The sequence below is a fragment of the Psychroserpens citreus genome (genome assembly GCF_055686305.1).
In genome coordinates this window covers 192,949-219,401 of record NZ_CM145999.1, presented here as the reverse complement: position 1 = coordinate 219,401, position 26,453 = coordinate 192,949, and the positions used below count along the sequence as shown (strand labels likewise).

The 26,453-nt window shown below is 31.2% G+C and carries 29 protein-coding genes; 3 read left to right on the top strand and 26 right to left on the bottom strand.

Annotated elements, in window-relative coordinates; genetic code table 11:
- Nucleotides 1-93: 93 nt before the first annotated feature.
- A complete protein-coding gene (locus tag ACTU6T_RS01145) occupies nucleotides 94-627 on the bottom strand; it encodes a lipocalin-like domain-containing protein (protein WP_460219425.1) in 534 nt (177 codons plus the stop codon).
- A 274-nt stretch (nucleotides 628-901) separates the two neighbouring features.
- Between ACTU6T_RS01145 and ACTU6T_RS01140 the strand changes: the two genes are divergently transcribed.
- Nucleotides 902-2,029, top strand: a complete 1,128-nt coding sequence (locus tag ACTU6T_RS01140; protein ID WP_460219424.1) for a T9SS type A sorting domain-containing protein — start codon at nucleotides 902-904, stop codon at nucleotides 2,027-2,029.
- A gap of 170 nt (nucleotides 2,030-2,199) precedes the next feature.
- On the opposite strand, the gene ACTU6T_RS01135 is transcribed toward ACTU6T_RS01140, so the two are convergent.
- The 16 genes from ACTU6T_RS01135 to ACTU6T_RS01060 form a co-directional block, all read right to left on the bottom strand.
- Nucleotides 2,200-2,868: a hypothetical protein gene (locus ACTU6T_RS01135; RefSeq protein WP_460219423.1), complete on the bottom strand. Its 669-nt coding sequence runs from the start codon at nucleotides 2,866-2,868 to the stop codon at nucleotides 2,200-2,202.
- Between the two features lie 144 nt (nucleotides 2,869-3,012).
- Nucleotides 3,013-3,741 (bottom strand): fibrobacter succinogenes major paralogous domain-containing protein, encoded by a 729-nt coding sequence (locus ACTU6T_RS01130; protein WP_460219422.1) that lies wholly within the window; start codon nucleotides 3,739-3,741, stop codon nucleotides 3,013-3,015.
- Between the two features lie 214 nt (nucleotides 3,742-3,955).
- Nucleotides 3,956-4,861 (bottom strand): hypothetical protein, encoded by a 906-nt coding sequence (locus tag ACTU6T_RS01125; RefSeq protein WP_460219421.1) that lies wholly within the window; start codon nucleotides 4,859-4,861, stop codon nucleotides 3,956-3,958.
- Between the two features lie 206 nt (nucleotides 4,862-5,067).
- Complete coding sequence (locus ACTU6T_RS01120) at nucleotides 5,068-6,135, bottom strand: hypothetical protein (protein ID WP_460219420.1); 1,068 nt, start codon at nucleotides 6,133-6,135, stop codon at nucleotides 5,068-5,070.
- A gap of 266 nt (nucleotides 6,136-6,401) precedes the next feature.
- A complete protein-coding gene (locus tag ACTU6T_RS01115) occupies nucleotides 6,402-6,596 on the bottom strand; it encodes a hypothetical protein (protein ID WP_460219419.1) in 195 nt (64 codons plus the stop codon).
- A 214-nt stretch (nucleotides 6,597-6,810) separates the two neighbouring features.
- Nucleotides 6,811-7,113 (bottom strand): type II toxin-antitoxin system RelE/ParE family toxin, encoded by a 303-nt coding sequence (locus tag ACTU6T_RS01110; RefSeq protein ID WP_460219418.1) that lies wholly within the window; start codon nucleotides 7,111-7,113, stop codon nucleotides 6,811-6,813.
- Complete coding sequence (locus tag ACTU6T_RS01105; RefSeq protein ID WP_344731073.1) at nucleotides 7,110-7,352, bottom strand: type II toxin-antitoxin system ParD family antitoxin; 243 nt, start codon at nucleotides 7,350-7,352, stop codon at nucleotides 7,110-7,112. Before ACTU6T_RS01105 ends, ACTU6T_RS01110 begins: the two co-directional genes overlap by 4 nt.
- Nucleotides 7,353-7,545: 193 nt before the next feature.
- Entirely contained in the window at nucleotides 7,546-9,471 is a 1,926-nt protein-coding gene (locus ACTU6T_RS01100; RefSeq protein ID WP_460219417.1) for a TonB-dependent receptor, read from the bottom strand.
- 232 nt (nucleotides 9,472-9,703) lie between these two features.
- Nucleotides 9,704-10,141, bottom strand: coding sequence for a hypothetical protein (locus ACTU6T_RS01095; RefSeq protein ID WP_460219416.1), 438 nt, complete (start codon nucleotides 10,139-10,141; stop codon nucleotides 9,704-9,706).
- Nucleotides 10,142-10,296: 155 nt separating this feature from the next.
- On the bottom strand, nucleotides 10,297-11,061 hold the full coding sequence (locus ACTU6T_RS01090) for an NADAR family protein (protein WP_460219415.1): 765 nt from the start codon (nucleotides 11,059-11,061) through the stop codon (nucleotides 10,297-10,299).
- Between the two features lie 151 nt (nucleotides 11,062-11,212).
- Nucleotides 11,213-12,007: a cation efflux transmembrane domain-containing protein gene (locus ACTU6T_RS01085; RefSeq protein ID WP_460219414.1), complete on the bottom strand. Its 795-nt coding sequence runs from the start codon at nucleotides 12,005-12,007 to the stop codon at nucleotides 11,213-11,215.
- A gap of 175 nt (nucleotides 12,008-12,182) precedes the next feature.
- Nucleotides 12,183-12,872 (bottom strand): MBL fold metallo-hydrolase, encoded by a 690-nt coding sequence (locus ACTU6T_RS01080; RefSeq protein ID WP_460219413.1) that lies wholly within the window; start codon nucleotides 12,870-12,872, stop codon nucleotides 12,183-12,185.
- A 159-nt stretch (nucleotides 12,873-13,031) separates the two neighbouring features.
- The gene (locus ACTU6T_RS01075) at nucleotides 13,032-13,433 is read right to left on the bottom strand and encodes a hypothetical protein (RefSeq protein WP_460219412.1); all 402 of its coding nucleotides are present in this window, start codon (nucleotides 13,431-13,433) and stop codon (nucleotides 13,032-13,034) included.
- Nucleotides 13,434-14,036, bottom strand: coding sequence for a hypothetical protein (locus ACTU6T_RS01070; protein ID WP_460219411.1), 603 nt, complete (start codon nucleotides 14,034-14,036; stop codon nucleotides 13,434-13,436).
- 42 nt (nucleotides 14,037-14,078) lie between these two features.
- Nucleotides 14,079-14,789 carry a hypothetical protein gene (locus ACTU6T_RS01065; protein ID WP_460219410.1) on the bottom strand — a complete coding sequence of 237 codons (711 nt, stop codon included), beginning with the start codon at nucleotides 14,787-14,789 and terminating at the stop codon, nucleotides 14,079-14,081.
- 186 nt (nucleotides 14,790-14,975) lie between these two features.
- Entirely contained in the window at nucleotides 14,976-15,347 is a 372-nt protein-coding gene (locus tag ACTU6T_RS01060) for a winged helix-turn-helix transcriptional regulator (RefSeq protein WP_460219409.1), read from the bottom strand.
- A gap of 93 nt (nucleotides 15,348-15,440) precedes the next feature.
- Here ACTU6T_RS01060 and ACTU6T_RS01055 point away from each other — a divergent pair, with 93 nt between their 5' ends.
- Entirely contained in the window at nucleotides 15,441-15,818 is a 378-nt protein-coding gene (locus ACTU6T_RS01055) for a hypothetical protein (RefSeq protein WP_460219408.1), read from the top strand.
- 18 nt (nucleotides 15,819-15,836) lie between these two features.
- Nucleotides 15,837-16,148, top strand: coding sequence for a monooxygenase (locus ACTU6T_RS01050; RefSeq protein ID WP_460219407.1), 312 nt, complete (start codon nucleotides 15,837-15,839; stop codon nucleotides 16,146-16,148).
- A gap of 248 nt (nucleotides 16,149-16,396) precedes the next feature.
- Here ACTU6T_RS01050 and ACTU6T_RS01045 read toward each other — a convergent pair whose 3' ends face one another.
- From ACTU6T_RS01045 to ACTU6T_RS01005, 9 genes are all read right to left on the bottom strand, one after another.
- Nucleotides 16,397-17,263: an alpha/beta hydrolase family protein gene (locus tag ACTU6T_RS01045; protein ID WP_460219406.1), complete on the bottom strand. Its 867-nt coding sequence runs from the start codon at nucleotides 17,261-17,263 to the stop codon at nucleotides 16,397-16,399.
- Between the two features lie 219 nt (nucleotides 17,264-17,482).
- Nucleotides 17,483-18,226 carry a hypothetical protein gene (locus ACTU6T_RS01040; RefSeq protein WP_460219405.1) on the bottom strand — a complete coding sequence of 248 codons (744 nt, stop codon included), beginning with the start codon at nucleotides 18,224-18,226 and terminating at the stop codon, nucleotides 17,483-17,485.
- 1,041 nt (nucleotides 18,227-19,267) lie between these two features.
- Nucleotides 19,268-19,990: a hypothetical protein gene (locus ACTU6T_RS01035; RefSeq protein WP_460219404.1), complete on the bottom strand. Its 723-nt coding sequence runs from the start codon at nucleotides 19,988-19,990 to the stop codon at nucleotides 19,268-19,270.
- A gap of 157 nt (nucleotides 19,991-20,147) precedes the next feature.
- Nucleotides 20,148-21,200, bottom strand: coding sequence for a cadherin repeat domain-containing protein (locus tag ACTU6T_RS01030; protein ID WP_460219403.1), 1,053 nt, complete (start codon nucleotides 21,198-21,200; stop codon nucleotides 20,148-20,150).
- A gap of 172 nt (nucleotides 21,201-21,372) precedes the next feature.
- Entirely contained in the window at nucleotides 21,373-21,828 is a 456-nt protein-coding gene (locus tag ACTU6T_RS01025) for a GNAT family N-acetyltransferase (RefSeq protein WP_460219402.1), read from the bottom strand.
- Between the two features lie 166 nt (nucleotides 21,829-21,994).
- Nucleotides 21,995-22,525: a hypothetical protein gene (locus tag ACTU6T_RS01020; protein WP_460219401.1), complete on the bottom strand. Its 531-nt coding sequence runs from the start codon at nucleotides 22,523-22,525 to the stop codon at nucleotides 21,995-21,997.
- A gap of 148 nt (nucleotides 22,526-22,673) precedes the next feature.
- Nucleotides 22,674-24,158 carry an alpha/beta hydrolase gene (locus tag ACTU6T_RS01015; RefSeq protein WP_460219400.1) on the bottom strand — a complete coding sequence of 495 codons (1,485 nt, stop codon included), beginning with the start codon at nucleotides 24,156-24,158 and terminating at the stop codon, nucleotides 22,674-22,676.
- 22 nt (nucleotides 24,159-24,180) lie between these two features.
- A complete protein-coding gene (locus ACTU6T_RS01010; RefSeq protein ID WP_460219399.1) occupies nucleotides 24,181-24,861 on the bottom strand; it encodes a helix-turn-helix domain-containing protein in 681 nt (226 codons plus the stop codon).
- 645 nt (nucleotides 24,862-25,506) lie between these two features.
- Nucleotides 25,507-26,328 carry a DUF695 domain-containing protein gene (locus ACTU6T_RS01005; RefSeq protein ID WP_460219398.1) on the bottom strand — a complete coding sequence of 274 codons (822 nt, stop codon included), beginning with the start codon at nucleotides 26,326-26,328 and terminating at the stop codon, nucleotides 25,507-25,509.
- Nucleotides 26,329-26,453: the final 125 nt, after the last annotated feature.

The following is a 26,453-nucleotide window of genomic DNA, read 5'->3' as shown; positions in this document are numbered from 1 at the left end:
TTAGTAAAAGTAAACGAACCATTAGGGGAATCCATAGGATTTTTCGAATGCAGGTTGAACGAACAATTGACTATACACGTTGTTGATATTTCGTTATTTTTCTTTCACCCATTTCAGACGAAATCTAGCTCCTAAATCCTCAACAGGTTCTAGAATTAATGTATCTCCTTTGAATGTGTATTTTCTCCTAACAATTTCACTCCACTGGTTTGGGTTTATGTGAGAAATTCGAGAATGTTCAATTATCTTTTTCTCTTTATCTACTTCGTAATTACTGAAGTATACAATGTTCTTTGCAAGTTTTTGAAGCATATGACTCGGAATTGAATCAAATTTCTGCAAGGCATTTGGGAATATTAAATTCGTTTTTTCATAATCTTTAGCGACAAGGTGAACTGCCATATGATTAGAATTGTCATAAAGTATATATCCTTTAAGGCCATTTGGAAATCCATTTGTAGAGTCAGAATATTCAGTCCATTCATCAGCTTCCTTATCAAGTACCTCCATTCTGTCAAGAGTCCAAAGTCCTACAAACTGATTGACTTTCTCTATTTCTTGTTTTTGATTGCAAGAGGTAAAACTTACAATTATTAGTACTACAGCTATTACTATGTTTTTTCTCATTGTTTTGATTCCATAATGAATGCCATCAACGTCTTTGTGTACGGTTAGTTACGTAGGCTAGGTTAAAGTTAGTAAAAGTAAACGAACCATTAGGGGAATCCACAGGATTTCCTAGTAGAGACTGTACCAATAATTAATTATATAGGTTGTTGTAAAACGTTTTCATATTCCGAATTTATTTATTTCTTACATTTAATTATAAAATAAGTTATTTAATAATAAGGGTTTATTACTATCGTTTTTTTATTATATATCTTAGCAGTTCTATATCTTTATGAAAACAAAACTACTATACTTTATTCTTGTCCTTTTTGTGCAATTAACATTTTCACAGACTACTTATGTACCTGATGATAATTTTGAGCAACATCTCATTAATTTAGGATATGATGATGTTTTAGACGACTATGTCCTTACTGCAAACATTAATACTGTTACGGCTGTTGGAATAAACAATAAAAATATTTCAGACTTAACAGGAATTGAGGACTTTACTGCTTTAGAGTTTCTGACATGTGAATTTAACCAGCTTACTAGCCTAGATCTTACCCAGAACATCTCTTTAGAGTTTCTTAGGTGTAATAGTAACCAAATTTCTGGTGAATTAGATTTATCTCAAAACACGAGCCTTTGGCAAGTAGATTGTTATCAAAACTTTATTAGCACATTAACTTTACCAGCTACAACAACGTTATCTATTGTAAATGCGCATTACAATGAAATATCATCTGTAGATTTTTCTAATGTACCACAATTAACTCAGCTAGACTTAAGGGTAAACCAAATACCAGGTGCCTTAGATTTTACACCTCACACAATGCTTTGGGATTTAAATGTTAGTGTAAACCCTATAACTAGTATAACCTTACCTAATAATTCAAGTATGTTGTTTTTTTCATGTGGAGGAACTCAGATTACTACATTAGATGCTTCCCAGCAAATTGAGCTCCAATCTATTAGCTGTAGTTATAATCCTTTATTAACTTCATTAAATGTTAAGAACAATAATAATACAAACATTGGTCTGTATTTTTTTGCGGATAATAACCCGTTATTAACATGTATACAGGTAGATGATGTTGATTATTCTAATGCCAACTGGACAAATATTGACTCGCAGCACTATTTTAGTGAGGATTGCTCTAATTTAAGCTTAGATGAATTCCATGAAATCAATGTGAACTTATCTCCAAATCCAGTTATCGACAAACTCTTTTTAACTTTTAAAATCTCGGAAAATATAAATTACCAATTGATAAACCTAAATGGACAACTATTATTTGAAGGAAAGTTTAATGAGCAAAATGATATTCTAAATCTATCTAGAATTCCGTCAGGTATTTATTTTCTAAAATTAGAAACCTTAAATCGATCTATAATAAAGAAGATTATAAAACGGTAATTAAGAAATCACGGGTTTGTTCAAAATGTTTTACAATGTGTTTGTGATTGGTTAGTTACGTTGATTGAAAACTAAATTAGGAAATAATACTAGAACATAGGAGTTTCCGATAATTATTCCGAAAGGTTAGGGAAGAAGCAATGCATTATACACGTTGTTGTACGCAGTATTTATTGTTCGGTTAAAAATTCGGATGTATAGTTTATTATGTGGTCTTTCAAAAATTCTTCAATAAACTTTTTGTTACTTTCGGGAAAGTTCTTTTTAATATCCTCAAACTGACTTTTATAATTTTTAGTTTTTTTGAATTCGTTAAACTGTCTTTCCTTAAATCTCAAAAATTCTTTGCGCGTGTAGTTTTTATCGCTATTGAATTTTCCGTTTTTTATTTCCAATAATATGTAATTGCTATATTCAGATGCGTATCCAGAGTGAACGTATTTAACTCTTTCTCCATAAGGTAAAATTAAAATTCCAGAATACCAGTCGATTTTCATAGTGTCTATTTCTGGGAATATGCGTTTTTTGATAGATATATTTTTAAAACTTGTTTTTCCATCTTTATCTTTTACGCGTCTTGGTTGAGATATATCAGTCAAAAGTAGTGTGCTATCAATTATTTCAAAATGTCCGATATAACCACGATATAAAGCTGTTGAAGGCCATTGAGGTCTTTTATCAGGGTTTTTCTCAAAATATGGTTCTAACGGATTGGTGTTCAGAGAATATTCTGTTCCTTTAAATTTTATTAAGTCAGGATATTGAGCAGTAAACAAACTCTCAATTTTGGAAAATCCAAATGAGAAAACCACAAATGGTATTATGAAAAGTTTTTTCATATTGCGTACAACGTGTTCGTGTATGGTTCAGTTGTGTTGACAAGCACTAAGTTAGTAAATAGAAAACGAACCAGTAGGGAAATCCGCAAGATTTTCCGAGTATAAGCTGTACCAATAATTAAATATACACGTTGTTGGCAAACGTTATTCTTTAATGCAACGTATTCCAGCACCTAATTGGATAGCATTATCACTATATAGTATATTTTCAGTATCGAAAAGTTGTACAAGAACTCTAGTTCTAGATCCTAGAGGCAAGTCTGTGTTTACATTAGTGGTAGCCCAAGTACAGATTCCTTGTCCAAGAGTTGGACCACCAAATGCATTGATATAGCCATTTGGTAAACCATTGAATTCACTAGCATTTGTTCCATTTCCAGAACTTGGAAGCCAACCAGTTGAGGATTTCAGTGCAGAAGCTTCTTGATTATTAAATCCGTTTTCTGATAAATAATTTTCTAATTCCTCAAAATCTGCTTGCGAAGGAATTCGCCATCCTTCAGGAGCTAATTTTCCGCTTTCTATTGCCCAATGATTATACATTGCTCCATAAAAGTCGAATGGTAGCTCTTCATCAACGACATTATTTAAGTCACTGGTATCTGCCCATTGATATTGAGAAGTTTGATTAGGTAAATCTCCCCAATCCATACCAAATAAGTGTTCAGTAATTGATGTACCATCATTAAAGGTTGTTGTCTTTAGATTTTCCAACATCCAAGTTTGATTTCCAATAGTTATGGTGTTGTAAATATTACCATCAACATCAGTTACTGTTAATGCAGGTTCTTCATTTGAGTTATTGTCATCTTCTGAACAACCAAAACTAATTAATAATATAAGGATAACGCTAAGTCTAATAAGTGATTTCATTTATTTGTTTTTATATACAACAACTTCATTTGCATTTTTCCTGAAATAAGGTTGATAAACTTTAGCGTTAATGTTTGCCAACAACGTGTATGGCTTGTTACGTAAAATTACAGCTTAATTTTCCGCAGTTACATTATAGTAAAAAGTAGGGAAGAACCATCGTCTTAGCCAGCACTAGCAATGCAATATACACGTTGTTGGCAAATCGTTTTTTTTAATAGTTAATATAATAACGTTGCCAATATTGATATCCATCTTCATATCCATAGTCTACAAGCTTATTATTCACATAATTTGTCGTGAAATACTCATATTGAGGCTCATTGTCGTTATTTATGTACTCTTTTTTAATTGATGTAATGTTGTTACTTGATAAAAAGAAAGGTCCACCGCCACTTTCCCAACCAAAACTGGGTTGATAAAAAGAATAAATTACAAAGAATCCTTTATAAATATTTGTATTGGTGTCATATGTATAGGTGTATTTTCTGTCATAAGTATTTGAGTGAGGTCTTTCTGTTATGTGTTCTAAAACGTTATCATTGTTGTCATAAACAAAGCTTGTTTTTATATATCCGTCAGCGTAATCGCTTAATGAACGATGGTCAGAGTAAATGGAAGCAATTGTACCATTAGAATTGTAAGAAAAATAATTTTCCTCAATAAGACTCTCATTGTCCATTATTATACTTTCTAAATAACCATTTTTGTAATTATAATTGTAAAGCTTATCAGCAACAAATTCTAAACAAACATTTGTTCTTAATGAATGGATTTTGTCAATGAGTTTATCCTCACGATAGTAATATTGAATTACAGTTTCTTCACACAAATAGTTTGGGTCAGTTATTATAATTTTATCTATTCTATTTGTGTTTTCAATAAATTCAAAAAAATAATTTAAACCAATTCCATTATAGGTTTGATGATATAAAGCTCTAATTTTATCTTCTAAAGTGCCTTTTGCTAGTTCATTCAGAATTATGTCAGGTGCTTGAAGTTCAGGAATTTCAATATTATTTTGTTGGTCTATTTCTGAATTATTATTATTAATATCATCATCTTTTGAACAGCTAACTAATATTAGAGATATAAAAAATAGAATTTTATTTATTTTCATATTTCGCTTTTTATTTAAGACGCAATATTTTAGGAATGGTTGCGTCAAAATGTTTTACAACGTGTACGTGTATGGTTTGTTGTGGTTAAGTACGCGATTGTTTTTCCGAAGTTACAATATAGTAAAAAGCACACAAAGATCTTCGTCTTAGCCAGCAGAAGCAATGCATTATACACGTTGTTGTAAAACGTAATTTTTAAAAACTATTAATTATCTAACATTATTTCCAGACCTTCTTTGAGATGATTTTCCCATTTTCCGTGTTCTACTTTAACACTTTTCACTTCAGCGTTTTTTGATTTTAAAAAGGCTATTTCGCTCTCTGTTAGTTTGCCAACACTTTGATCAATGTTGCTGTAAATGTATGTAAGATTAGAGAGGTCGGTGTTTTTTAGTAATTCAGTATATTTTTCGTCTCTGCTTATCGCGGAAGCTATTTTACGCATATTAACGGTATAAACATTGTCTGATTTCTCACCGATTATTGGTGTGATAGCATCTGATTCAAATTTTGCTTTCAATCCTTTAGAATAAGCTTTACTTACTTCTTCAGTCATATCCAGTCTACCTACCATTAATAAATATCCATCGGCAATATTTTTATAATCAACAATGGATTTCAAACCAACAAATGAGCCATATGATGCTCCAACTACATATACTTTTTTGTTTTGTGATTTAAAAAAGCTGATAAGTTCATAAAGTGTTTTAGTCGTTTTTTCATTATAATCTTTTGCCTGTTTCCACGAAATTTCTTCCTTTTCTGTTTCTTCAGGATGAAGTGTTTGCGCTTCACGCATATTGATTAAAAAAAAGTCTTTTTCATCTAATCCACCAGAAATATTCATTCGCCCTTCGAATCCATAAGTATTAAGAAAATTTACGGGTCCACCCTGAAGGTATATAATCACTTTCTCACTGTTAGGATTTCCAAATGAATAGCCAAATTTTGCTAAACTTTCAGGGATATTTTCATATTCAAGCCTTATATCTTCGTTTTTAGTAAGGTTTTTAACAACCAAGACTTTGTAATTCCCATCTTTATCAACAAACATTAGTGGTCTTAATTTTTGCTCCTTTATTAGCGGTAAAACCTCTTTAAAAACTGCTTTCGTACCATTTTCATAGTAAACTGGCTCAAAATCTACTGGTGGTTGCTTTTTAGCAAGTTCTTGTATAGGAAGCAATTTTAAACTGTCAGATATAAAACTATACTCTTGACCTTGAACGAAAATAATTGTCAACAAACTTGTAATTAGGATTAATTTTTTCATTTTGTTCTTCTTTATGTTTGGTTGATTATGTTTTACAACGTGTTCGCGTATGGTTTAGTTACGTTGGCTAGGTTAAAGTTAGTAAAAGGAAACGAACCATTAGGGAAATCCGCATGATTTTCCGAGTACAAGCTTTACTAGTAATTAACTATACACGTTGTTCTACGCAGTTTTCTATTCCGTAATAATTTATTCCTTTTCAGTTAAGTTCTCACAATATTTATAAACTCGGTTTGAGTATATAATTCCGAAAAGGTCATTTCAGTTTAAGATTGAGGGAATTTGAAGTTTTTAATTCCATTAATTATCTCATTTAAATTAAACGATACAAAAATGAATAAAACACCATAAAATAATTCTTGTTTATATTCAATAAATGATTGATTATAAATCATATTATAAGTGGTTGCAATCAAGCCCAAAATTCCGATAAATAGAAGTGTGTATTTTAATAATTTCATTTTTTATAATTGTTTGCTTTTTGTGAATTAGTAGCTTATCCGTTCGATTTGTTACAACGTTTGCTTTTAAATTACGTAGAACGGTCTAGTGTATGATTTCGTTGCGTGTTTAAGCAATAAAGTTAGCAAATAAATCGCAGATAGAAAGTCCGCGAGGACTTTCGTAAGTAGGCTCTAACTAGCAATGAATTATACACATTGTTGTGTGCAGTTTTTATTTCAGTCGTTTTTTAATATCCATTCTCTGATGTAGAACTCTTACGATTTCTACGATTCCATTATCAATTTTTCTGTAAAAAATCAGATGCGATTTAATTTTCGTTACTCTATAGTTTTTACGAGTTTGTTCTGCCGATTTTCCTGTCATAAAGTTGACAGAAATAAATTCGATTTCGGCTATTATTAAATCATAATATCTGTCAGCCTGTTTTTTCGACCATTTGTTAAGTGTATAAACCCAAATTTTGTCTAAATCTTCAATCGCTTGTTGGCTTATGCGATATTTGTTTTTACTCATAAGTGTTTGCGATGTAATTCTTTCAGATGTTGTTTAGGGTCAAAATTTTCAACAAATCCGCTTTGTTCTCCGATTTCTAGGGCTTTAATCAGTTCTCGTTCTTTTTTTTCTTCACTTTCTAATAGTCGTAGAGCAGAACGAATGACTTCGCTTACAGAACCATATCTTCCAGATTTTACTTCTTCTCTTATAAAGTCTTCAAAATGATTTCCGAGTGATATTGAGGTGTTTTTTCCCATTTTGGCTATAATTTACTCAAATATACCAAATCTTGGTAACGTAGCCAAATTGCACACAACGTGTACGTATATGGTTTAGTTACGATGGCTAGGTCTAAGTTAGTAAAAAGGAAGGAACCATTAGGGAAATCCGCAGGATTTTCCGAGTGCAGGCTGTACTAGTAATTAATTATACACGTTGTTGTGTGTAGTTTTATTGTCTGGAGGCATTAATTATTCCTTGACAACTAAAAGAGTGCACAGCACTTGGATCTGAACAGGCATTTCCAGGTAGCGTGTTTGCTTCTGAGTAAATTAAATCTCCAGAAAAAGAATTGTTTACCACTTCTATTTGTGCTAAAAATTGATGACTAACATCAACATAAGAATCAACTGTATTGCCGTCATCGTCTGTGCAAGAAAAAGGATAATCCTTACTACTATGGTAGCTTAGATATATTGTGTTTCCATTAAGTGAATAAGTATTATTCAAGATTTCATCATAATCAAAATTATTTACACTTATTGTGTTATCATCATTAAATGAAAATGTCACACTTCCTACGTTATTAAAGTCTGGTGTAGTAGAACAATTTGTTGCGGAGAAAGATAAAGACCAAGTGCCTGACAAATCAACTTCATTTTCTTGAGTACTTGCGTAAAAAGTAGCTGTATTTTCAATATTGTTGCCATCAGCTTTTTTAACAATAACTTCAATAGTTTGTTGATCGATATTATTTCCAAGAGTCCAAAACACTTCTGCATAACCATCGTCATCAGTTAGTACTATTTCTTCATTTACAGTTCCATCACCAGAGGTAACATTGAAATATACAGGCACATCTTTTAAATATAATAAACCAGAATTATCAGAAACTCTAACTTTTATGGGTTCAGCCAATTGTTCACTTTGATTTCCAATTTGATTATTTCCAGAAATAATCTCAATCGTTTCTGGTGCATTCCAGATTGGTTGCTCAAATAAATTGTAAGAGTCAAATGGTAAGGATAATAATGTTTCACCTAAAATACCAATGCTGGCGCCAAGCTTTAAATCTATTTTGCCATTTAGAAAAGCATCCCAATCCTGAGTAGGACTAATATTTAATCCTAAATTACCCGAAAAAGTAGGTTCTATTAATGGACCATTAATGCCATAAAAAGCTATAATAATCTCAGGCACTAATGATATATTATCAGTAATATTTACATATGTGCCTTGTAAATCAATTGGATGATTTATGAATTCTGTGTCAAGTTCAGCGAATGGCGACCAATTACTATTTTCATATTCTGCTCCTAATGAAAGTGTAGAGTTATGTTCAAGTTTTTTTGTTAGCGACAGATTTCCATCAATGGTTAAATCGGTCTTAGCTTTTAATTTGAGGAAAACAGTTATTACTACTGGAACATTTCCAACAAATCTTATAAATGTTTTACTATTCTCGTATAAAGTATAGTCGGTTATAGGAAGAGAGGTTTCTCCATTCGAACTAATTTGGAAGGTGGCATCGGTAATTAATTGTGCATTATCCATTCCAAAAGCAAAACGATCAAGAGAGAATAAGTTATAATCCAAATCAAAATTATAATTTGGATTAAAAGACAAAGAACCATCAATTAATCTCAAATTTGCGGATGCATTTGAATTTATTAGGACATTTGTAAAGCCTAGAGCAAAATCATTTCTTCTTTGGACTCCTTCAGCGAAGTATTCATAGTTTAATTTTTCTGAATATCCTCCAGAGCTTAATCGATTCAGACCAGATAAATCAGCTGTGAAATTAATATTCGCGTTTCCAAAAACATCTTCCATGTTGGCTTGAGAAGTTTGCATTGTAATAATATTATCAGAATTACTAATACTGGTTACTTTTCTTAAAAACCCTAGACCTTCATTGCCGACTAGAATATCATTTATTTCTATTTCAGGAACTACTTGATTAAATTGAATTTTATAGATTCCATTGTTTAATTCTGATTCAGAACTTATAAGTTCAGAGCTTTCTTCTAGTACAACAACTACATTATCAGCAATAGTCGCATTTGGGTCTTGTATTTGCGGTTCTACATTAGATGAATCATCTTTTGAACATCCAAAAAAAGATATTAAAACAAATAGAAAGAGTAGGTTTTTCATGAAGTAATAAGGTGGTTGATTAATAGCTTGTTAAAAGTAGGGAAAATAATATTAATGTTAAATATCCAAAAGGAGGTATGTTTTGGGTCAAAATTACACACAACGGTCTCGGCTATGAGTAGTTGCGTGGATTAGCACTTAACTTTGCAAGTACACACCAAGTTGGAAATTCCGCAGGAATTTCCAAAGTAGGCGAGAACCAGCAATTACTTATAGCCATTGTTGTGGGTAGTTATTTTATTAATTCGTTAAAAAGCTTTTCGCTAAACTCAATAGCTTTTTCTTTTGTGTCTATTGTTGTCAAATTTTTCGGCTTAATCCATTCTATTAAGTTGTCAATTCCAATTTTGTTTTTCGGTTTTATAATTAAAATCGGATTCTCTTTTTCCTCTAAATCTCTACCTATTTCGTTGAAAAAGTTTAAAGTTTTTCTAAGCCTATCGCCAAATTCATATTGCAGTTCAGAGAAATCTAAAATCAATACATAACAATTAGTTTGAAAATAATATTGGCAAATTTTCCCAAACAAATAGTCAGCTGAATTATTTCCGTTACTCCCTTTTTTTATTTGTCCCATAACTTTACAGTATAAAAACCGGAAGTCTTCATCAGTTTCAAAATCAACTGTTAAGTCTTTATCTTTTTCGTAGTTTATATTTACTAATTCCATTTCTCTAATTACCCACAACGTGTTCGTGTATGATTAGTTGCGTGGTTGAGCCTGTGATTTAGCAAACTATCACTAACCAGAGAAAATTCCGAAGGAATTTTCCAAATAGGCACTTGCCCAAGCAATGAATTATACACGTTGTTGCCATTAGTTTTTTATTCGTAATCATCATTATACCAACCTTTCCATTCTCCAGTTGCAGAATAAGTCAGTTCGTAAATTCTCTTTTCAGATGCACTTAAACTGTCCAAATATTTACTCAATTCCATTATATGAGTTTCTCCATAACCCATTCTCCAACCAATACTATATTTGTCAATTTCTGGATAAGCTAACCAAGGTGGTAAAATCGGATTTTCGAGAGTTTTAAATTCTCCAACTTCATTTAGAATGTCTCTTGTTTCCATTAAAGCGTATCCGAGTAAATTCAGTCCATTCCAAAAGTATGGATTTTCAGCGTCTTCATTATTTTGAACGAGTCCAATTCCCCAAATATTGTCGACAGGACTTGCCTCAACCAAAATTCGGTCATTTGTATTTCTTAAAAATTCCGATAGTTTTGGGTTTTGACTAAACTTGTGAAAATTACCTCTTACAACTATTTCAAATCTATTTTCTTCCCAAATTCGTTGGTTAAAGTTTTTTACTTGTCTACCAAGTTCTTTTACTTTTCCAGCTTTTGAGCTTTTGATTATTTGTTCATAAATGTCTTTGTCATTAAACAACAAAGCTTTTTCAGCCATCATAAAATGTTCGGCTGTTTGATATTCAATTCCGTTAACCTCAAATTTGGATTCGTACCATTGACTGAAACAAGATTTAGTTATTAAATCAGATTTCGTGTGTCCCCAAAATAATAGGAATTTCAGGTTTTCGCCTGATTCAAATCGTTCAATTATTTTCTCGTTCGTGTAGTTCATTCAAATTAATGGCAACGTGTTTGTATAAGATTAGTTGCGTTGTTTAAGCACTAAAGTTAGCAAATACAAACCGAATAGAAAATCCGCGAGGATTTTCGTAAGTAGGCGAGTACTAGCAATGAGCTATACACGTTGTTGTGACCTGTGCTTTTTACTTTCCTAGTTTCAAAATTCTAACAGCACCTTGAATAACTAACGTAAAGACAATTGTTCCAATAATTAAATCGGGTTTACTTGAATTTAACCAATTTACTAGAACTCCTGCGATTATAACTCCTAAATTTATAATTACATCATTCGAAGTAAATATCATACTTGCTTTCATGTGAGCTTCTTCTTTACTCTTTGATTTTTGTAAAATATAAAGACAGATTCCGTTTGCAATAAGTGCAAAAATCGAAACGATAATCATAGTCGAAAAATCAGGAAGTTTCTCGTCTCCAAAAAAACGTCTCAGAACTTCTAAAAATCCAATAACGGCAAGTATAATCTGAAAATAACCAGCAAGCTTTGCAATCCGTTTTTTTCTTATTACTGTTCCTCCAACGGCAAACAGGCTAATTCCATAAACAAAACTATCTGCGAGCATATCCAAACTGTCAGCTACAAGTCCCATCGATTTTGATATCAGACCTGTTGTCATTTCGATTATAAAAAAAGCAAAATTGATTAAAAGAACAGACCAAAGAAGCCTTTTCTGGTTTTTATTTTCTTCAAATTCTGTCTTTTCAGATTGTTCGGTAGATATTTTCTTTTCGCCTAGTTTTAATTCTGAGATAGATTTTTCTATTTGTTGAATTTCCCCGTTATGAAAGACTGTCAATATTCGGTTAGGAATATCAAATTCTAAATTCGTAATACTTGAGATTCCATCCAATTTCATTCGGATTAGGTTTTCCTCTGAAGGACAATCCATTTTGGTGATTTCAAATATCGATTTTTGCATTCAATATCGATTTTTAAGCATTGGTTACAACGTCTTCGTGTATGGTTTGTTGCGTAGGTTAGGTCTAAGATAGTAAAAGGTAACGAACCATTAGGGAAATCCGTAGGATTTTCCGAGTGCAAGCTGCACCAATAATTAGTTATACACGTTGTTGCCCACTGTACTTTATCACAAGCTAATATTCAATTCTAATTATTTCTCCTTGTTCCGTTAAAGGATGAATATTATCTATCTTATCCCAATTTTCTTTTGCGCTAGGAATTTGGACATTCGCTAAATGATAAACTCCATACATTTTTGTATCTATCTCAATTTTCTTTTCTTTTGCATCAACTAGAATCCAATAAGGAACAAAAGCCCAATCAATATTTTTCATTGTTCCAATTGTTTCTGCGCTTTCTGTATCTCCAGAAAGAAATATCTTTTTTCCATGCCATGTTATCAAATAGGAATAATGATTTAAAGAGAACTTATGTTTTGTTTTAAAAGCTTTAATACTAAAATTGGGTATTGATTTTTCTAAGTTTTCCAATTCAGTTATATTCCAAGATCCGTATTGAGTTCCATTCTTTTCATTAATAACTTTCTTGATATTTTTTTTTGAATAATGATCAGAGTGCTTGTGAGTAAATATAAAATGGGAATCATTTTTTAAACTATCTAGTTCACTTTTGTTAAATTCCATATAATTATGAGCTCCAGATTTATATGGGAAATCAGTATATATATTAGTTTTACCATCTGTCAAATGTAAGCCACAGTTACCAATAAATTTTATTCTGATTTCATTGGATTGTGAAAACCCAATATTTACAATTGAAAGCAAGAGTATTAAAAGTAAATTTTTTCTATCGGTTATATTCATTTGAGTGAGTTTTCGTATTGTGGGCAACGTGTTTGTGTATGATTTCGTTGCGATGGTTGAGAACTAAAATAGTAAATAAAACTAGAACATAGGAGTTTCCGATAATTATTCCGAGAAGTTATGGAAGGAGCAATGCATTATACACATTGTTGTGCAACGTTATTTTAGGTTTGTAGTTTTTACTATCTGTAAACAGTCATAAATCCCAGTTTCTTTTGCTCCTCGTTTAAGCATATTATCATAAAAACTGTCTGTCATTTGTACAAGTGCCAATCCAAAATTAATTTTCTCTGAAATCTCAAAAATAAATGCAACTAGTCCCAAACCAATTCCTTTTTTTCTGTCTTCTTTTGGAAGAAATATAGTTGGAATTAAGAACTCTTGATTTTCTAAACTCACATTTAATCTCAAAAGATAAAAGTCACTTATATCATCTTCTTTTCTTTTTCCAACAACGCAAACTGTATTATCAACTGAATAAACTGAAAACTGATGTAAGGTTAATAAATAGCTCTTTAAATGTTTTTCAATCAGTTTTTCTACTGTATTTACTAATTCCATTTATTGTTTTGGATTTTGTAATGAATCATTTTGTTTTTTTAGAACATCAATTCTATCATTCAGTTTTATTATTTCCGCTTTATTTTCTTTGAGTTCTTTCTCCAAATCAGATTTGTCATATTCGGCCTTATATGTACCTGCAAAATATGCTAAAGCAACAGCTAAAGGCAAAATAGTCCAAAATAGACCTGACGAGAAAATGCTCTCTTTTTTTTCTTTTGGTAAATTCATTTTCTCTTTGATTTCGTTTTGAAGTATATCCAGAAGATTTATTAATCCAATTCTGTCATTCGACCAAGCTTCATTGTTTCTGTAATGAACTGTATTAAAAACTCCTTCTTTTGGACTAAAAGTCAATTCTGAAAGTTGCTTGAAATAAATACTATCATTTTCTAAATTCGCACTAAAAAAACCTAGTATTTTTCTTATCAGTTTGTTTTTATCTCCTTTGATTTTTGCTATTTCATTATAAACTTGAGCAGAATCCTCTTCGGACTTTGCATCTGTATATATTTCGTAATTTCTTTCGGACAGTAATTGTTTGGGAAGTTTTTTAGCTTCTTTCTTTAATTCAACTAATCTTTTTAGTGTTTTTTTATTCAATTTTTTCTTGTCTATAGAGGTTTCTCTTAATGTTGCACAACGTTATTTATATTCAAATGCGATTTTTAATGATTGTTCCACTGGTAGACCTTGTATATCTGTACTTTGTTTGACTACGTTATTTATAAAGGTCTGAGCTTCATTCCAGAAAAAATCAGCGATTTTGGAATTTATTAATTCAGTTTCCATAGATTCATAAAAATCAATTTTATTGATTAATTTTTTTTCAACTAAAAACTGATATACTTTTTCATAATTCCCAAGATGTCTCATAACAGGTTTTTTGTTAATCATTTTTACTGAGAACATAATAGGTTTACTATGAGTGAGCATATTTCTAAATGAGAAGAGAATCATAATTGCTTTCCAGTTTTCTGGCTCAGTTAGTGAATTCAATCCGAAATCAAATACAGTTTGAAAGTGATTTATTAGTTCATTCCATGAAGAATTATCTAATCTTTTATTAAACTCAGTATTTAATCTGTCACTGATAGTTTTATTCCAAACCATTTCTCCAACATGGTCCTTTATCGTTTCGTATAAAAAACCTTCAACTATAATTGCAGAGTTCATAATTATGGAGATATTCAGGGAATATTCTAACCTGTTATTCTTTCTAAGACTAATTAAGTAATCATTTAACTCTGGTAATTGCCACCATGCATTAGATTTACTTGAGTCCTCGTGATAATCATAGTCATCATTATCCTCTACATCTTCAGGTCTTGCTGAATAGCCAAATGATAAGGACATTCTTTCTAAGTGATTATCGTCTTTTTTATTCATGTTTTTAATGTTGCACAACGTGTTTGTGTATGGTTAGTTACGATGGCTAGGTCTAATTTAGTAAAAAGGGACGAACCATTAGGGAAATCCGCAGGATTTTCCGAGTGCAGGCTGAACTAGTAATTAACTATACACGTTGTTGCCTACAGTACTTTACTTTTTAATTATTTCAGTTCTATGATTTATTCCCCAGTCTATAACTTCTCCAATTAAATTATCTAAAGTTCTTCCGTGTTCGGTTAAAGCATATTCTACCGTAACAGGCTTTGTATCTTTTACTGTTCGGGTTATAAGTTTATTTAGTTCTAATTCGTGTAAATCACTCGATAGTTTTTTTGCTGCGATTCCGTTAATGGCTCTTTTCAATTCCATAAATCGCATTGTTCCTCCACGAAGTAAAGTGCCTATTATTTGTATTTTCCATTTACCAGATAGTAATTCCATTGTATCGCTTATGGCTCGTAATTGTTTTACACACTCTATAGATAATGGTTCTCTAGGTTCTATTTTCATTTTATCACTCATTAGTTTCTTTTAGGAAATCACTTTCTTTTTTAAAGTCGGTATCAAAAGTAAACTATTTGTTTTAAATTTGTAATATTAAAATCAAATTTTATTATGAGTACTAAAACATTTTTAACAGTTCACGGAATAATTTATGCGGTTTTCGGATTAGGATTATTTTTTATTCCGAATTTATTATGGCCTAACTATGGGCTAGAACTTAATGATAAATATGCTGTATTTCTATCACAACACACGACAATTTTTTTAGGCGGAATAGCCATTATTAGTTTGTTATTTAGAGATTTAGAAGAAAAAAGTATCTACGCGAAAAAAATATTAACAGGTTTACTCTGGACAAATATCTTGGGCGTAATTATTACGCTTTATGCTATTTACAAAGGAATATTTTATGGATTTGGTTGGTCAGACCCAGCATTTTTTGCATTACTATCTATCTTAAGTTATTTACAATTAAAGAAAAATCAATAATCTTAAAAACAATATATTATGAGTACACAAAAAATTTGGGATTTGCATTTGAAATATGATGGTCCGGTTACACAAGAATTTATGGATGGCAATAAAAAGTTAGCAGAAAGTATTGCCGAAGAAGAAGGGGTTGTATGGAAAATATGGACATACGAAGAAGGTACAAATCATTATGGTTCAACTTATTTATTTAGAAATCTTGACTATTTAAAAAAGTATCGAGAAATGCACATTAAAAGATTAAATGCCATAGGTATAACAGATGTTACTGACCATATTTTTGACATTTTTGAAGATTTGAGTAAAATCGATAACGCTCCGATTGGTTAAGAAAACCATAAGCTATTATTGAGTCTCGAAAAGTAAAGAAACTTACTTTTGAGGCTCTTTTTTGATTTTAAACAGGAAGTTCAGTTGGTTTTCTCGTATTGTAGGCAACGGTCTAGTGTATGAGTAGTAGCGGGTTTTTACTCACGAATCTTTCAGTTTTGCACTGACCTTTGATTTATATTTTATCTTTCGTTTAAGCACTTAAACCGCTATTACTTATACACATTGTTGTAGGCAGTGCTTTATTTCTATTTATTATTCTTAATTTCCAATGACTTTTGTTTTATCCAATTAACTACTATATTTATTGGTTCTTTCTTGTTAGTATTATGTCCTAATGACGGGAACAAAACATATTCAAATGGTTTGTTTTCTAATTTCAAATTATTAAGATGTTCAATGCACATCTTTACAGGGATTTGAATGTCTTTTTCTCCAAAAACCCAAAGACCAGGAATGGAAAGGGTTTTCAAACTCTCTTTTGGGTCAGTAGCTACAAATTGATATTTGTCCGGGTCGTTTTTGATGTGTTCACGTGCATCTTTTTCTGTATGATTATCCCAAAAATCTGTTCTCCCATTTGTATAAAACTGAAATCTTAATTGTTCAAGAGTAGTTATTGTTGGGCAACTCAATAAAACCATAAATTCTACTAATGGATTTTCATTTACAACGATTGGAATTATCCAACCTGCTTGACTTGCACCAATAAGTCCAATGGGTAAATCTTTTTCTTTTCTATGAATTAAATTAACAGCTGAACTCGCATCTTTCGCTAATAGATTTAAATTTTCAACACTAATATTATTTGTTCCGACTTCTGGTCCTGCATAAACTCCACCAGACTCTCCAACACCACGTTTATCATAGGTCAATACTAAAATATCATTCTTGGCTAACAATTCAGCAAATTTTGTCATTCTAGGTATTCGGTCAGAACCGTGTACAATGACGACTGCCGAATGTGGGTGATTAGGACTATAAATTGTACCTGCCAATTTAATTCCTTCACTTTCAAAAGTTATATTTTCGCTTTCTATAGAATCAATCGATTCAGTTTTTTCTTGAGTAAGTGTAGTATTTTTTTGTTCGACTGATTTATTGCAACTGTTCATAGTTACAATTAGGATTAATAATAAAAGTCGATTTGTTGATTTCATCATTTAATTTTCTTCATAGTTTTGGTCGCATTGCCTACAACGTGTTTGTGTATGATTTCGTTGCGTGGTTTAAGTACTAAAGTTAGCAAATAAATCACAGATAGAAAGTCCGCAAGGACTTTCGTAAGTAGGCTAGAACTAGCAATGAATTATACACATTGTTAGCACACGTATTTATTCGTTTTTTTCGTCAGTCAAATATTTGTAACTCTGGTCAAAATATTTTTTAATTGAATTATTCAAATACTTACTGAATTCAGTTTTTTCATTCCTTTCTTTAGATAACCAAGCCATTGCATAGGCAATTATTTGCTCTGGTAAATATCCTTGTCCAGTTGAATTCCAACCAAATGTTCCGCCTGTTGCAAATTGGGAAAAATTAAATCGAGAATTTCCAATAAAAATTCCAAATCCGTAAGCAATTGCTGTGAAGTCAGTTAAAAATTCGTCATTTTCTTCTATTCGGTTTTCTCCTAATAAAATCTGATGTGATAATTCGTGCGATATTGTCGCAATTAGTGAAATCGTATTTTTTAATTGGCTTGATTCTATTGATATTATCGTACCATTTTCTGTTTGTTGATATGTTCCGCTTGCACTTTTCCAACTTCCATTAATATCTGCTGGTGTTGTCAAAGTTGTTCCGTCATCCATTTCAATCGGTTCGTCTGAAAAGAATTCGAGTTTAATTTTAGTGTCTCGAATGTTCATTAATTCCATTGTACGTTCGAGTATGAATTCCGCATCTTTTTCTGTTCCGTCAAAAGTTCTGTCGTAAAAATCTTTTGTTGGCGTTACTGTTCTGATTTCCATAAAATGTTCTTCGCCAAATTCAGTCCGCAACCAATTGAGGTCTTCGTCAACCCAAATTTTGTCTTCTTTGGTAATCGGTAATTTTGTTTTTTTATTCCAGAACATTATTGGTTGATCATATGTGTGCTAACGAGTTTGTGTATGATAAGTGCGAAAGAAAGTGATAAGATTTTCCGTCGCTATTATTATAGAGTTTAAATATAAGGCTTTTAATTGAAGCTTTATTTAAGCATTTATTATACGCGTTGTTAGCTATTTTAGTGCAACACTGTCCTTAGGCAAAGCTAAAAGTTAGCTTATAAACCAAAAGCAACCGAGAGAAAATGCGATCTCACAATTTACAGATATGTATAAGACTACAATGCCAGAAGCAATTACAGACTTAACATACTCGCATTTAGGTTGCACCTAAGAGTTATAAACAGCCACCTTTTATGGAATAAGAACGAATCAGAACGCTTACCAGCTATTTACAAGTATGTATGAGATTACAAAAAGAATTTAGGTATTCACGAACCATACTAGCGTTTAGTTCCCATAAAAGGATTGAATTGATTTTTTAAAAATCCGAAGATTTGAATAGTGAAGGAAGTTAGCTGAGGTTAATTAATTTTCGGCAATGCACTATTTTAGCTAACGGTTTTGTGTATGATATCGTTGTGTTGATTAGGAACTAAGTTAGCAAATAAAACCACAACGTAGGAAAATCCGCAGGATTTTCCGAAAGGACACAAAGAGAACAATGAATTATACACATTGTTACCTAATAGTTACGACACAAAAGAGTGATCACGAATGATTAGAGCGTTGGAGCAGGAGTGAATTCCGAGTTAGAGTAAACAGTTTATTTCGTATGAGTATTAAGTTCCGCAAAGTTGCTCAAAATTCCGCACGACTAAGATTCCGATTCCGAGTTTAATTCAGAGTTGAGTAAGATTAAATTCAGAGTTTGAGTGCTTAAAAAATCCGCATAAGAGTAAGTTCGGAGTAATTTTAGGTAACGTGTTTGTGTATGGTTAGTTGCGTTGGCTAGGAACTAAGTTATCAAAAGAAAACGAACCAGAGGAAAATCCGTAGGGTTTTCCGAGTACACACAGAACAAGCAATTGACTATACACGTTGTTAGCAAACGTATTTTATTCATTTTCAATATGCTAGTTCAAGCACAATTATTTTCCTATTCAGTTTATCGTTCAAATCAATGTCGTAATTCAGCATAACCCTTGCAGTCGATTCAGGGAATAGAAATCCAGCGTTTTTCTTTGTCTCATAAAACTCTTTATGAAATTCTCCTTTGTCTTTAATCGATTCCAATGCTTGTAAATATTTACCGATATAATTAAAATTAGGTAAGTTCATTTCACGGTTTATTATAGAATCATAATCAACTTCGGATATGTTTTCTCCAAAACTTCTAGAGTAAGTGTATTCAGTTGTTCCGTCAGGATTTATGTATTTATATCTCGATTTAACATAAGGAATTGGGCTTTCCAAAAAATTTAAAGAATCCGATTCTATTTTATCAAAAGTACTATTCTTTAAAATCCAAACCGAGTCTGGAAATTCATACATTTCGTGTCTCAAATCACTTGCTTTAAATTCATTCCTAGCCTTTTTGGATATGCTTTTCCAGTTTTCGGTTTTCTCATCACTTAATTCGGTCAAAAATTGTCGATAGGCATTTTCTGTGTCCAAATTCGGATATTGTCTTTTTAAAAAGTCATTCTCAAAATCGGAAACAAGGAAGTCCAAAGTCTTGATATTCTCTTTGCCTAAAGCTTTGTCAAATTCCGATGTGTTGATTTCAGCTTTTTTGTCAGAGCAACTTATGATTAGGATAAAAAATATGAATGTTTTGATAAACTTCATTGGTTGGTCATATGTTTGCTAACGTGTTCGTGTATGGCTAGTTATGTTGGCAAGGCTAAAGTTAGTAAAAGGAAACGAACCATTAGGGAAATCCGCATGATTTTCCGAGTGCAAGCAGAACAAATAATTAGTTATACGCGTTGTTGTGCTTTCGTTATTATTTAATTTTCTTTATCAATTGTTCTCCTTCATTTAGATTGAGTGTAATTTCATATTCTCCATTCTCAATGATGAAGTTATTCCCATAAAATTCTATTTTGCTATCATCATCATCATCAGATTTTATACCCCAATTTCGATTCCAACTATTACGTTCTCGAAACTTATATTCACCTTTTTTCATTATGACTCGAATTTGCCATATTGAATTGTCTTCATCTATTAATTTCATTGGAATAGATTTGCTCCATCCACTTTCTAACGCAGATCCTATTATACCAATATCTGAAAATGCCAGATTTATTTCTGGATTATACTTTTCTATTTGACTTAGGATTGAAGTAGCATCCGCTAATCTGTTATTTAGACTACTGATTTGGTTATCTATTCTAGAGCTAATCATCAGAAGTTTGTTTTTAAATACTACATTATCTAGTAATGCAAAAGTTTTCAATATATCGTCATTAGAAAAATATGTTGTGTCTAGGTTGCTTAATTTAGATTGAAATAAATTATAATTATAAGGTTTAATATTTTTTTCATCCATTAGAGTTCTTAAGAATTGTATTTTGTTTCTTTCCATTACTTCATCCCATTCTTCCCATACGTTATAGTAAGAATATATCTGTCCAACAAGCTCTTCTTTAGTGTTCTGACTGCTTTCGAATTTGATTTGGTTAAGTAGAAACTTTGAATTTGTATTATATTTTAGATATTTCTCATCAAGAAAATATAGTAGATAAGGGATAACTTTAGGGTTGACATTTTTAGGTTTATTTTGAAGAAGTTTTAATATGCTATCTTGTTGCTTTAATGCCTCCAAAGCTCTGTTATTCCAACCTATATCACACGAAATATTAGTTTTGATTTGTGAAAGTATTCCATCAAAATGTGTCTTTTGATTTTGATTTTCATTTCTATTGTTTACCCAAATTGCTATCAAAATTCCAATTACAACAAGAATGATTTCTCCAAGAGCATAAATCAAATACTTGCTGAATTTATTTTCAGAGAGTAATTTTTGTCTAATTTTTCTAAAGAATTTTATCATTGTTGGTTAGTGGTTTGTCATAATGAAGCACAACGTGTTCGTGTATGGTTAGTTGCGTTAGGTACTAAGATAGCAAAAGAGGACGAGTCTGAGGAATATTCGGAGAATATTCCGATTAGAACATACCATACTCTAGCAATGAATTATACACATTGTTAGCAACTGGCTTTTTTTATTTAAAGTGCATTTTCATTCCCTCGTGAGTGGATTTAAATCCCAAATCTTCATAGAATTTAATTGCTTTTGGACGTTTCTTGTCTGTTGTCAATTGGAGTAAATGAGCATTCCGTTCCTTTGCTCTGTTAATAGCCCATTCAAACATTGTTTTTCCAATTCCAAGTCCTCTTTGGTCTTTTCTTATTCTTACCGCTTCTATTTGCGCTCGAATTCCGCCACGATAAGTTAGGTATTGAATAAATGACAATTGCAGGGTTCCTATAATTTCAGAATTTTCATTCTCTACAACAATCAGTTCCTGATTTTGGTCAGAATTTATATTTTCGAATGCGACAAGATATTCAGTCGGTAAAGGAATTTGAAAGCTTTCTCTTGTCTTTCCAAGTTCATCATCTGCAATCATTTCCACAATTTTTGGAACGTCATTTTTAGTTGCTTTCCTAAATTTCATTTTCTAATTCAGTTTTTAGAGCTTGTTGCTAACGTGTTTGTGTATGGATAGTTGCGTTGGCAAGAACTAAGTTAGTAAAAGAAACCGAACCAGTAGGGAAATCCGTAGGATTTTCCGAGTACACACAAACCAAGCAATTGGTTATACACGTTGTTAGCTGTAGTTTTTATTTCAGAGTATACGGTTTTTTCCGTTTCGCTCTTTTTTCAGATTTTACGTTATGACCTTTACTATCATAAAAACTGACCTTTGATAATTTATTTTCTGAATCATATTCATACAATTTTGTATAAATAAATTTTGGATCGAAAAGAGTTTGTTTTCTTAGATTTCCAGAATCATCATATTCATTAATAGATAAATACCATATTTCCCCATATATGTCTTCATTTTTTGCTACAATGATATTTCCTTTAGCATCATATATTTCAGTTCTCGGTCCACTAAAACCGAGTGAAGAACGTGGATTTATATTTATTCTTTTAATTAAGTTTTTATCTTCCCCATAAGAACGAGTCATTTTCAAAAAATTTACTTTTAGATAAGTTGTGTCTTTAATTTCAGTCGTATGAATTTGAGAGGAATAAGCCTTAATAATTTGATTAGACTTTTTAATCAAAGCTCTTTCATTGAAAGATTCTTGACAATACATAATATTGCTTAATACTAAAATTGATATAAGAATGATGTTTTTCATTAATTACAGCTAACGTGTTTGTGTATGGTGTCGTTGCGATGGTTAAGAACTAAAATAGTAAATAAAACTAGAACAAGGGAGTTTCCGATAATTATTCCGAGAGGTTAGGGAAGGAGCAATGCAATATACACGTTGTTGTACGTAGTTTTTAAAAGTTTAGACTTCTAATAAATTCGCTTGTAATTTTTGAAACTTCGGCAGAATGTTTACCAAACCATATCCAATGATCAGCATCCTTAATAGTATGTAATTCTATATCGTTTCCGAGTGCTTTCATTTGGTTATAAAAAAATGTTGCAGTTTCATAAGGACAATTCCTGTCTTTTTCTCCATGAATCAAAAGTATTTTAGAAGGACTTTTTTTAAATAAGTGGTTTGGCGAAATTTCTTTAGCTAATTCTTTATTTTTATATTGTTCAGTAATCCATTTAGTTTCCCTTGTTGTTAAATCATAAACTCCTGAATTTACTATGATAACATTTGGTACTGGATTTATTTGAAGATTATCTGTACTCTCATTCCAATTCTCAACAAGTGTTATTGCTAAAGATAAGTGACCGCCAGCTGAATCTCCTGTGGCAATAATTTTATTGGAATCCACATTGTATTTATCCGCATTTTCTCTTATCCAGCGCATTGCAGATTTTGCATCTTTAACAGATTCAAACGGATAAATATTATGTCTTCCTTTTATTCGGTATTCAACAACAGCAACTACCCATCCTTGTTTAGCGTATGATTCTGCTGTGCTAAAAAACCAGTCAGGTTTCCCTTCTGACCAACTACCTCCATGAAATTTTACTATTGTAGGGAGCTTTCCTTTAAATTCTTTAGAATTTGGTAAGAAGAGATGCATATCTAATTTAAAACCATCTACTTCTTTATAGGTTTCTATAATATGATTTTCCCTTACCGCTTTATGAGAATTGTATAGTTTGTTTATGCTTTCTTTATATTCATCTGTTTTACAAGAGGCCATAAAACTGGAATAAATTTTGTCAATATTTTTTATTCCGAAATTGTTAATATGATAGTCTAAATATTTGTGTTTCCATGAATCAATGATTTTACTATTGGTGAATATTTTATCCATAACACTCCAATCTGCTTGTAACTGCTGATTATCAGATTCGCTAAAAACATCACTTTCTAGTATTTTGTCTGCTTCAATTCTTATATATGAAGTTATATATTGTTTTAATTCTCTTGTTGAAGAAAATGTTGTGTCGTTAAAGATTTTTAAGTTCTCATTCAGTTTAGATTGATTTGTTTTAGATAAGGAAATCTTTTCACCAGTAAATCTTTTATGAAGTTCTGGATATTCTAAAATAAACTTATCGAATGCCAATTTAATTAGTACAGTTTCTTCATTAATGGTATTCTTATCTAATTTATCTTTATTGGCATTAAGATAATCGTTAAAAATAAATCGCAATGAATCTATTTTTTTTGTAAAATCATTTTGGTTTAGGATGTTTAAAGGGTACTTATTTCCTTGAATATATCTATGAATTGAAGTCGCAAATTCTGACTGCTCTTGCATGTATAGTTCCTTATTTTTTTCATAATCTACACTTTTACAACTTTGTATAAGTATTATTAATGACAATATAAAGATTAGTTTAACTCTCATGTTTTTTGTTTTTAGTAGATTGTTAATCGCGAAATACATCATATGTAATTAGCCATTTGCCATTTTGGAAATGCCATTCTGTAATTCCCACTTGATTACTAACTTTTCCTTTATATCTATAAGTGTTTTTATATTTCTCTACAGCAATAGTGTCACTAACATTAATTGATATAGAATTATATTCAATTAATTCATAACCATTGTTAACAGTTTCATTCATCATTTGTCGAATTTGAATCTTTCCACATACTGAATTTAAAATGCAGGCATTATCATCATATATTGTTAATACTGAATCAACTTGTTTATTGTTCATCCACCTTTTAATGTTTGATTGATTATTGTTTATTATTTCAATTACTTCTTTAGCTGATTGTTTATTAGGGGTAGAGATTAATTTAAAAATAAGAATAGAAAGAATAGAAGTCGTTAAAAGTAAAAGAATAGTTCTAACTATATTTTTTCTCGAATTATTTGAGTTTTCTGATTTTATTGATGAATTTTTATTTGGTGAACTAAAACCATCAAAATCCAGAACCTCAAAAATTAACTTAAGTGTATAACTTCTTGGTGTAACTTCTGTAGACTCTATTCTTTGAATCGTCCTCAAACTTATATTGCACTTTTCTGCTAGTTCAGTTTGCGTTAATCCTTTGTTTAGTCTTAACTCTGATATTTTTTTACCTAATTGAGGTTGTTTCATTTCTTTTAAATTCGATGCAAGATTAAATCAATCTTTAATTTCTATCAAATTTAAGCAATGTATTTGATACGTCATTAATATGACATTTGATCTTAAAACTGTGTTTAGATGTGACTTTTAGAGTTCGACTTAAATTACGTACAACGGTTTTGTGTATGATATCGTTGTGTTGATTAGGAACTAAGTTAGCAAATAAAACCACAACGTAGGAAAATCCGCAGGATTTTCCGCATAGTCACAGAGCGAACAATGTATTATACACATTGTTACCTAATAGTTACGACACAAAAGAGTGATCACGAATGATTAGAGCGTTGGAGCAGGAGTGAATTCCGAGTTAGAGTAAGTAGTTTATTTCGTATGAGTATTAAGTTCCGCAAAGTTGCTCAAAATTCCGCACGAGTAAGATTCCGATTCCGAGTTTAATTCAGAGTAGAGTAAGATTAAATTCAGAGTTTGAGTGCTTAAAAAATCCGCATAAGAGTAAGTTCGGAGTAATTTTAGGTAACGTATTTGTGTATGGTTAGTTGCGTGGTTAAGCAACTAATTTAGTAAACAAATACTTGCCAGAGAAAATTCCGAAGGAATTTTCCAAGTAGGCACTTGCCAAAGCAATTAATTATACACGGTGTTGTACATAGTGCATTATTCTTTTTCAACTGAGGTTTCCCAACCATCGTAATCACCTTGATTTGAAATAGCTAATTTTCTTAATGACGAAGTTATTGAATAAATCGAATCAAGATCAACATTGTCTGTTCTATAAAATTGTACTACATATGGTGTAGATTCATGCTCAATTTTTGTAGAATTTTGAACTTTAAATCCCAATTTTTCAATTTCTCTTTTGAATGATTCCAATTTAGACTCATCACTAAAGTAGGTCCAATGATCAACACGTCGAGCTTTACTTAAATTATCTCCAGCTTTTAATAGAGCATCAACTACGCGTTGATCTCCAAGATATTCAATGATTTCCTCGCTAGGATAAAGAAACTCTCTATAATAACTCCAGTTTTTGTCTTCTTTAAGATTTATATAAAATTCATTATTTGGATAATTAGAGTTATAGAATTCCTCAAGTTTTTTTTCAATTCCTTTATTATTCTTAATATAAAAGTATTCAAGACGTTCAAAATCAAACATGAATGAACCAACAAAAATATTTGTAGAATTTTCATTTACTAGTTCAACTAGTTCATCACCAAGTTTGTGTAACAATTGAAAAGTTTCGTCTTCAGGAAATCCATTCTCTAGTTTACTTTCGTATTTGATTCCAGTTACTAGCACATACTGATATTCTGAAATAGGAATTTGATCGAAAATATCCATTCTTACAGTTGTTGATCCTGGTTTATTTTCTTCATATGAAGCTATGTAAGATTCCCAACTTTCAACTTCGTTTTGTCCAAAAGAATATAGACTGCAAAAAATAAAGAAAATAAGAAGTAAGTATGTTTTTTTCATTTTAAGTATTATGTACAACGTGTTCGTGTATGGTTAGTTACGTAGGCTAGGTCTAAGTTAGTAAAAAGGAACGGATCATTAGGGGAATCCGTAGGATTTTCCGAGTGTAAGCTGTACTAGTAATT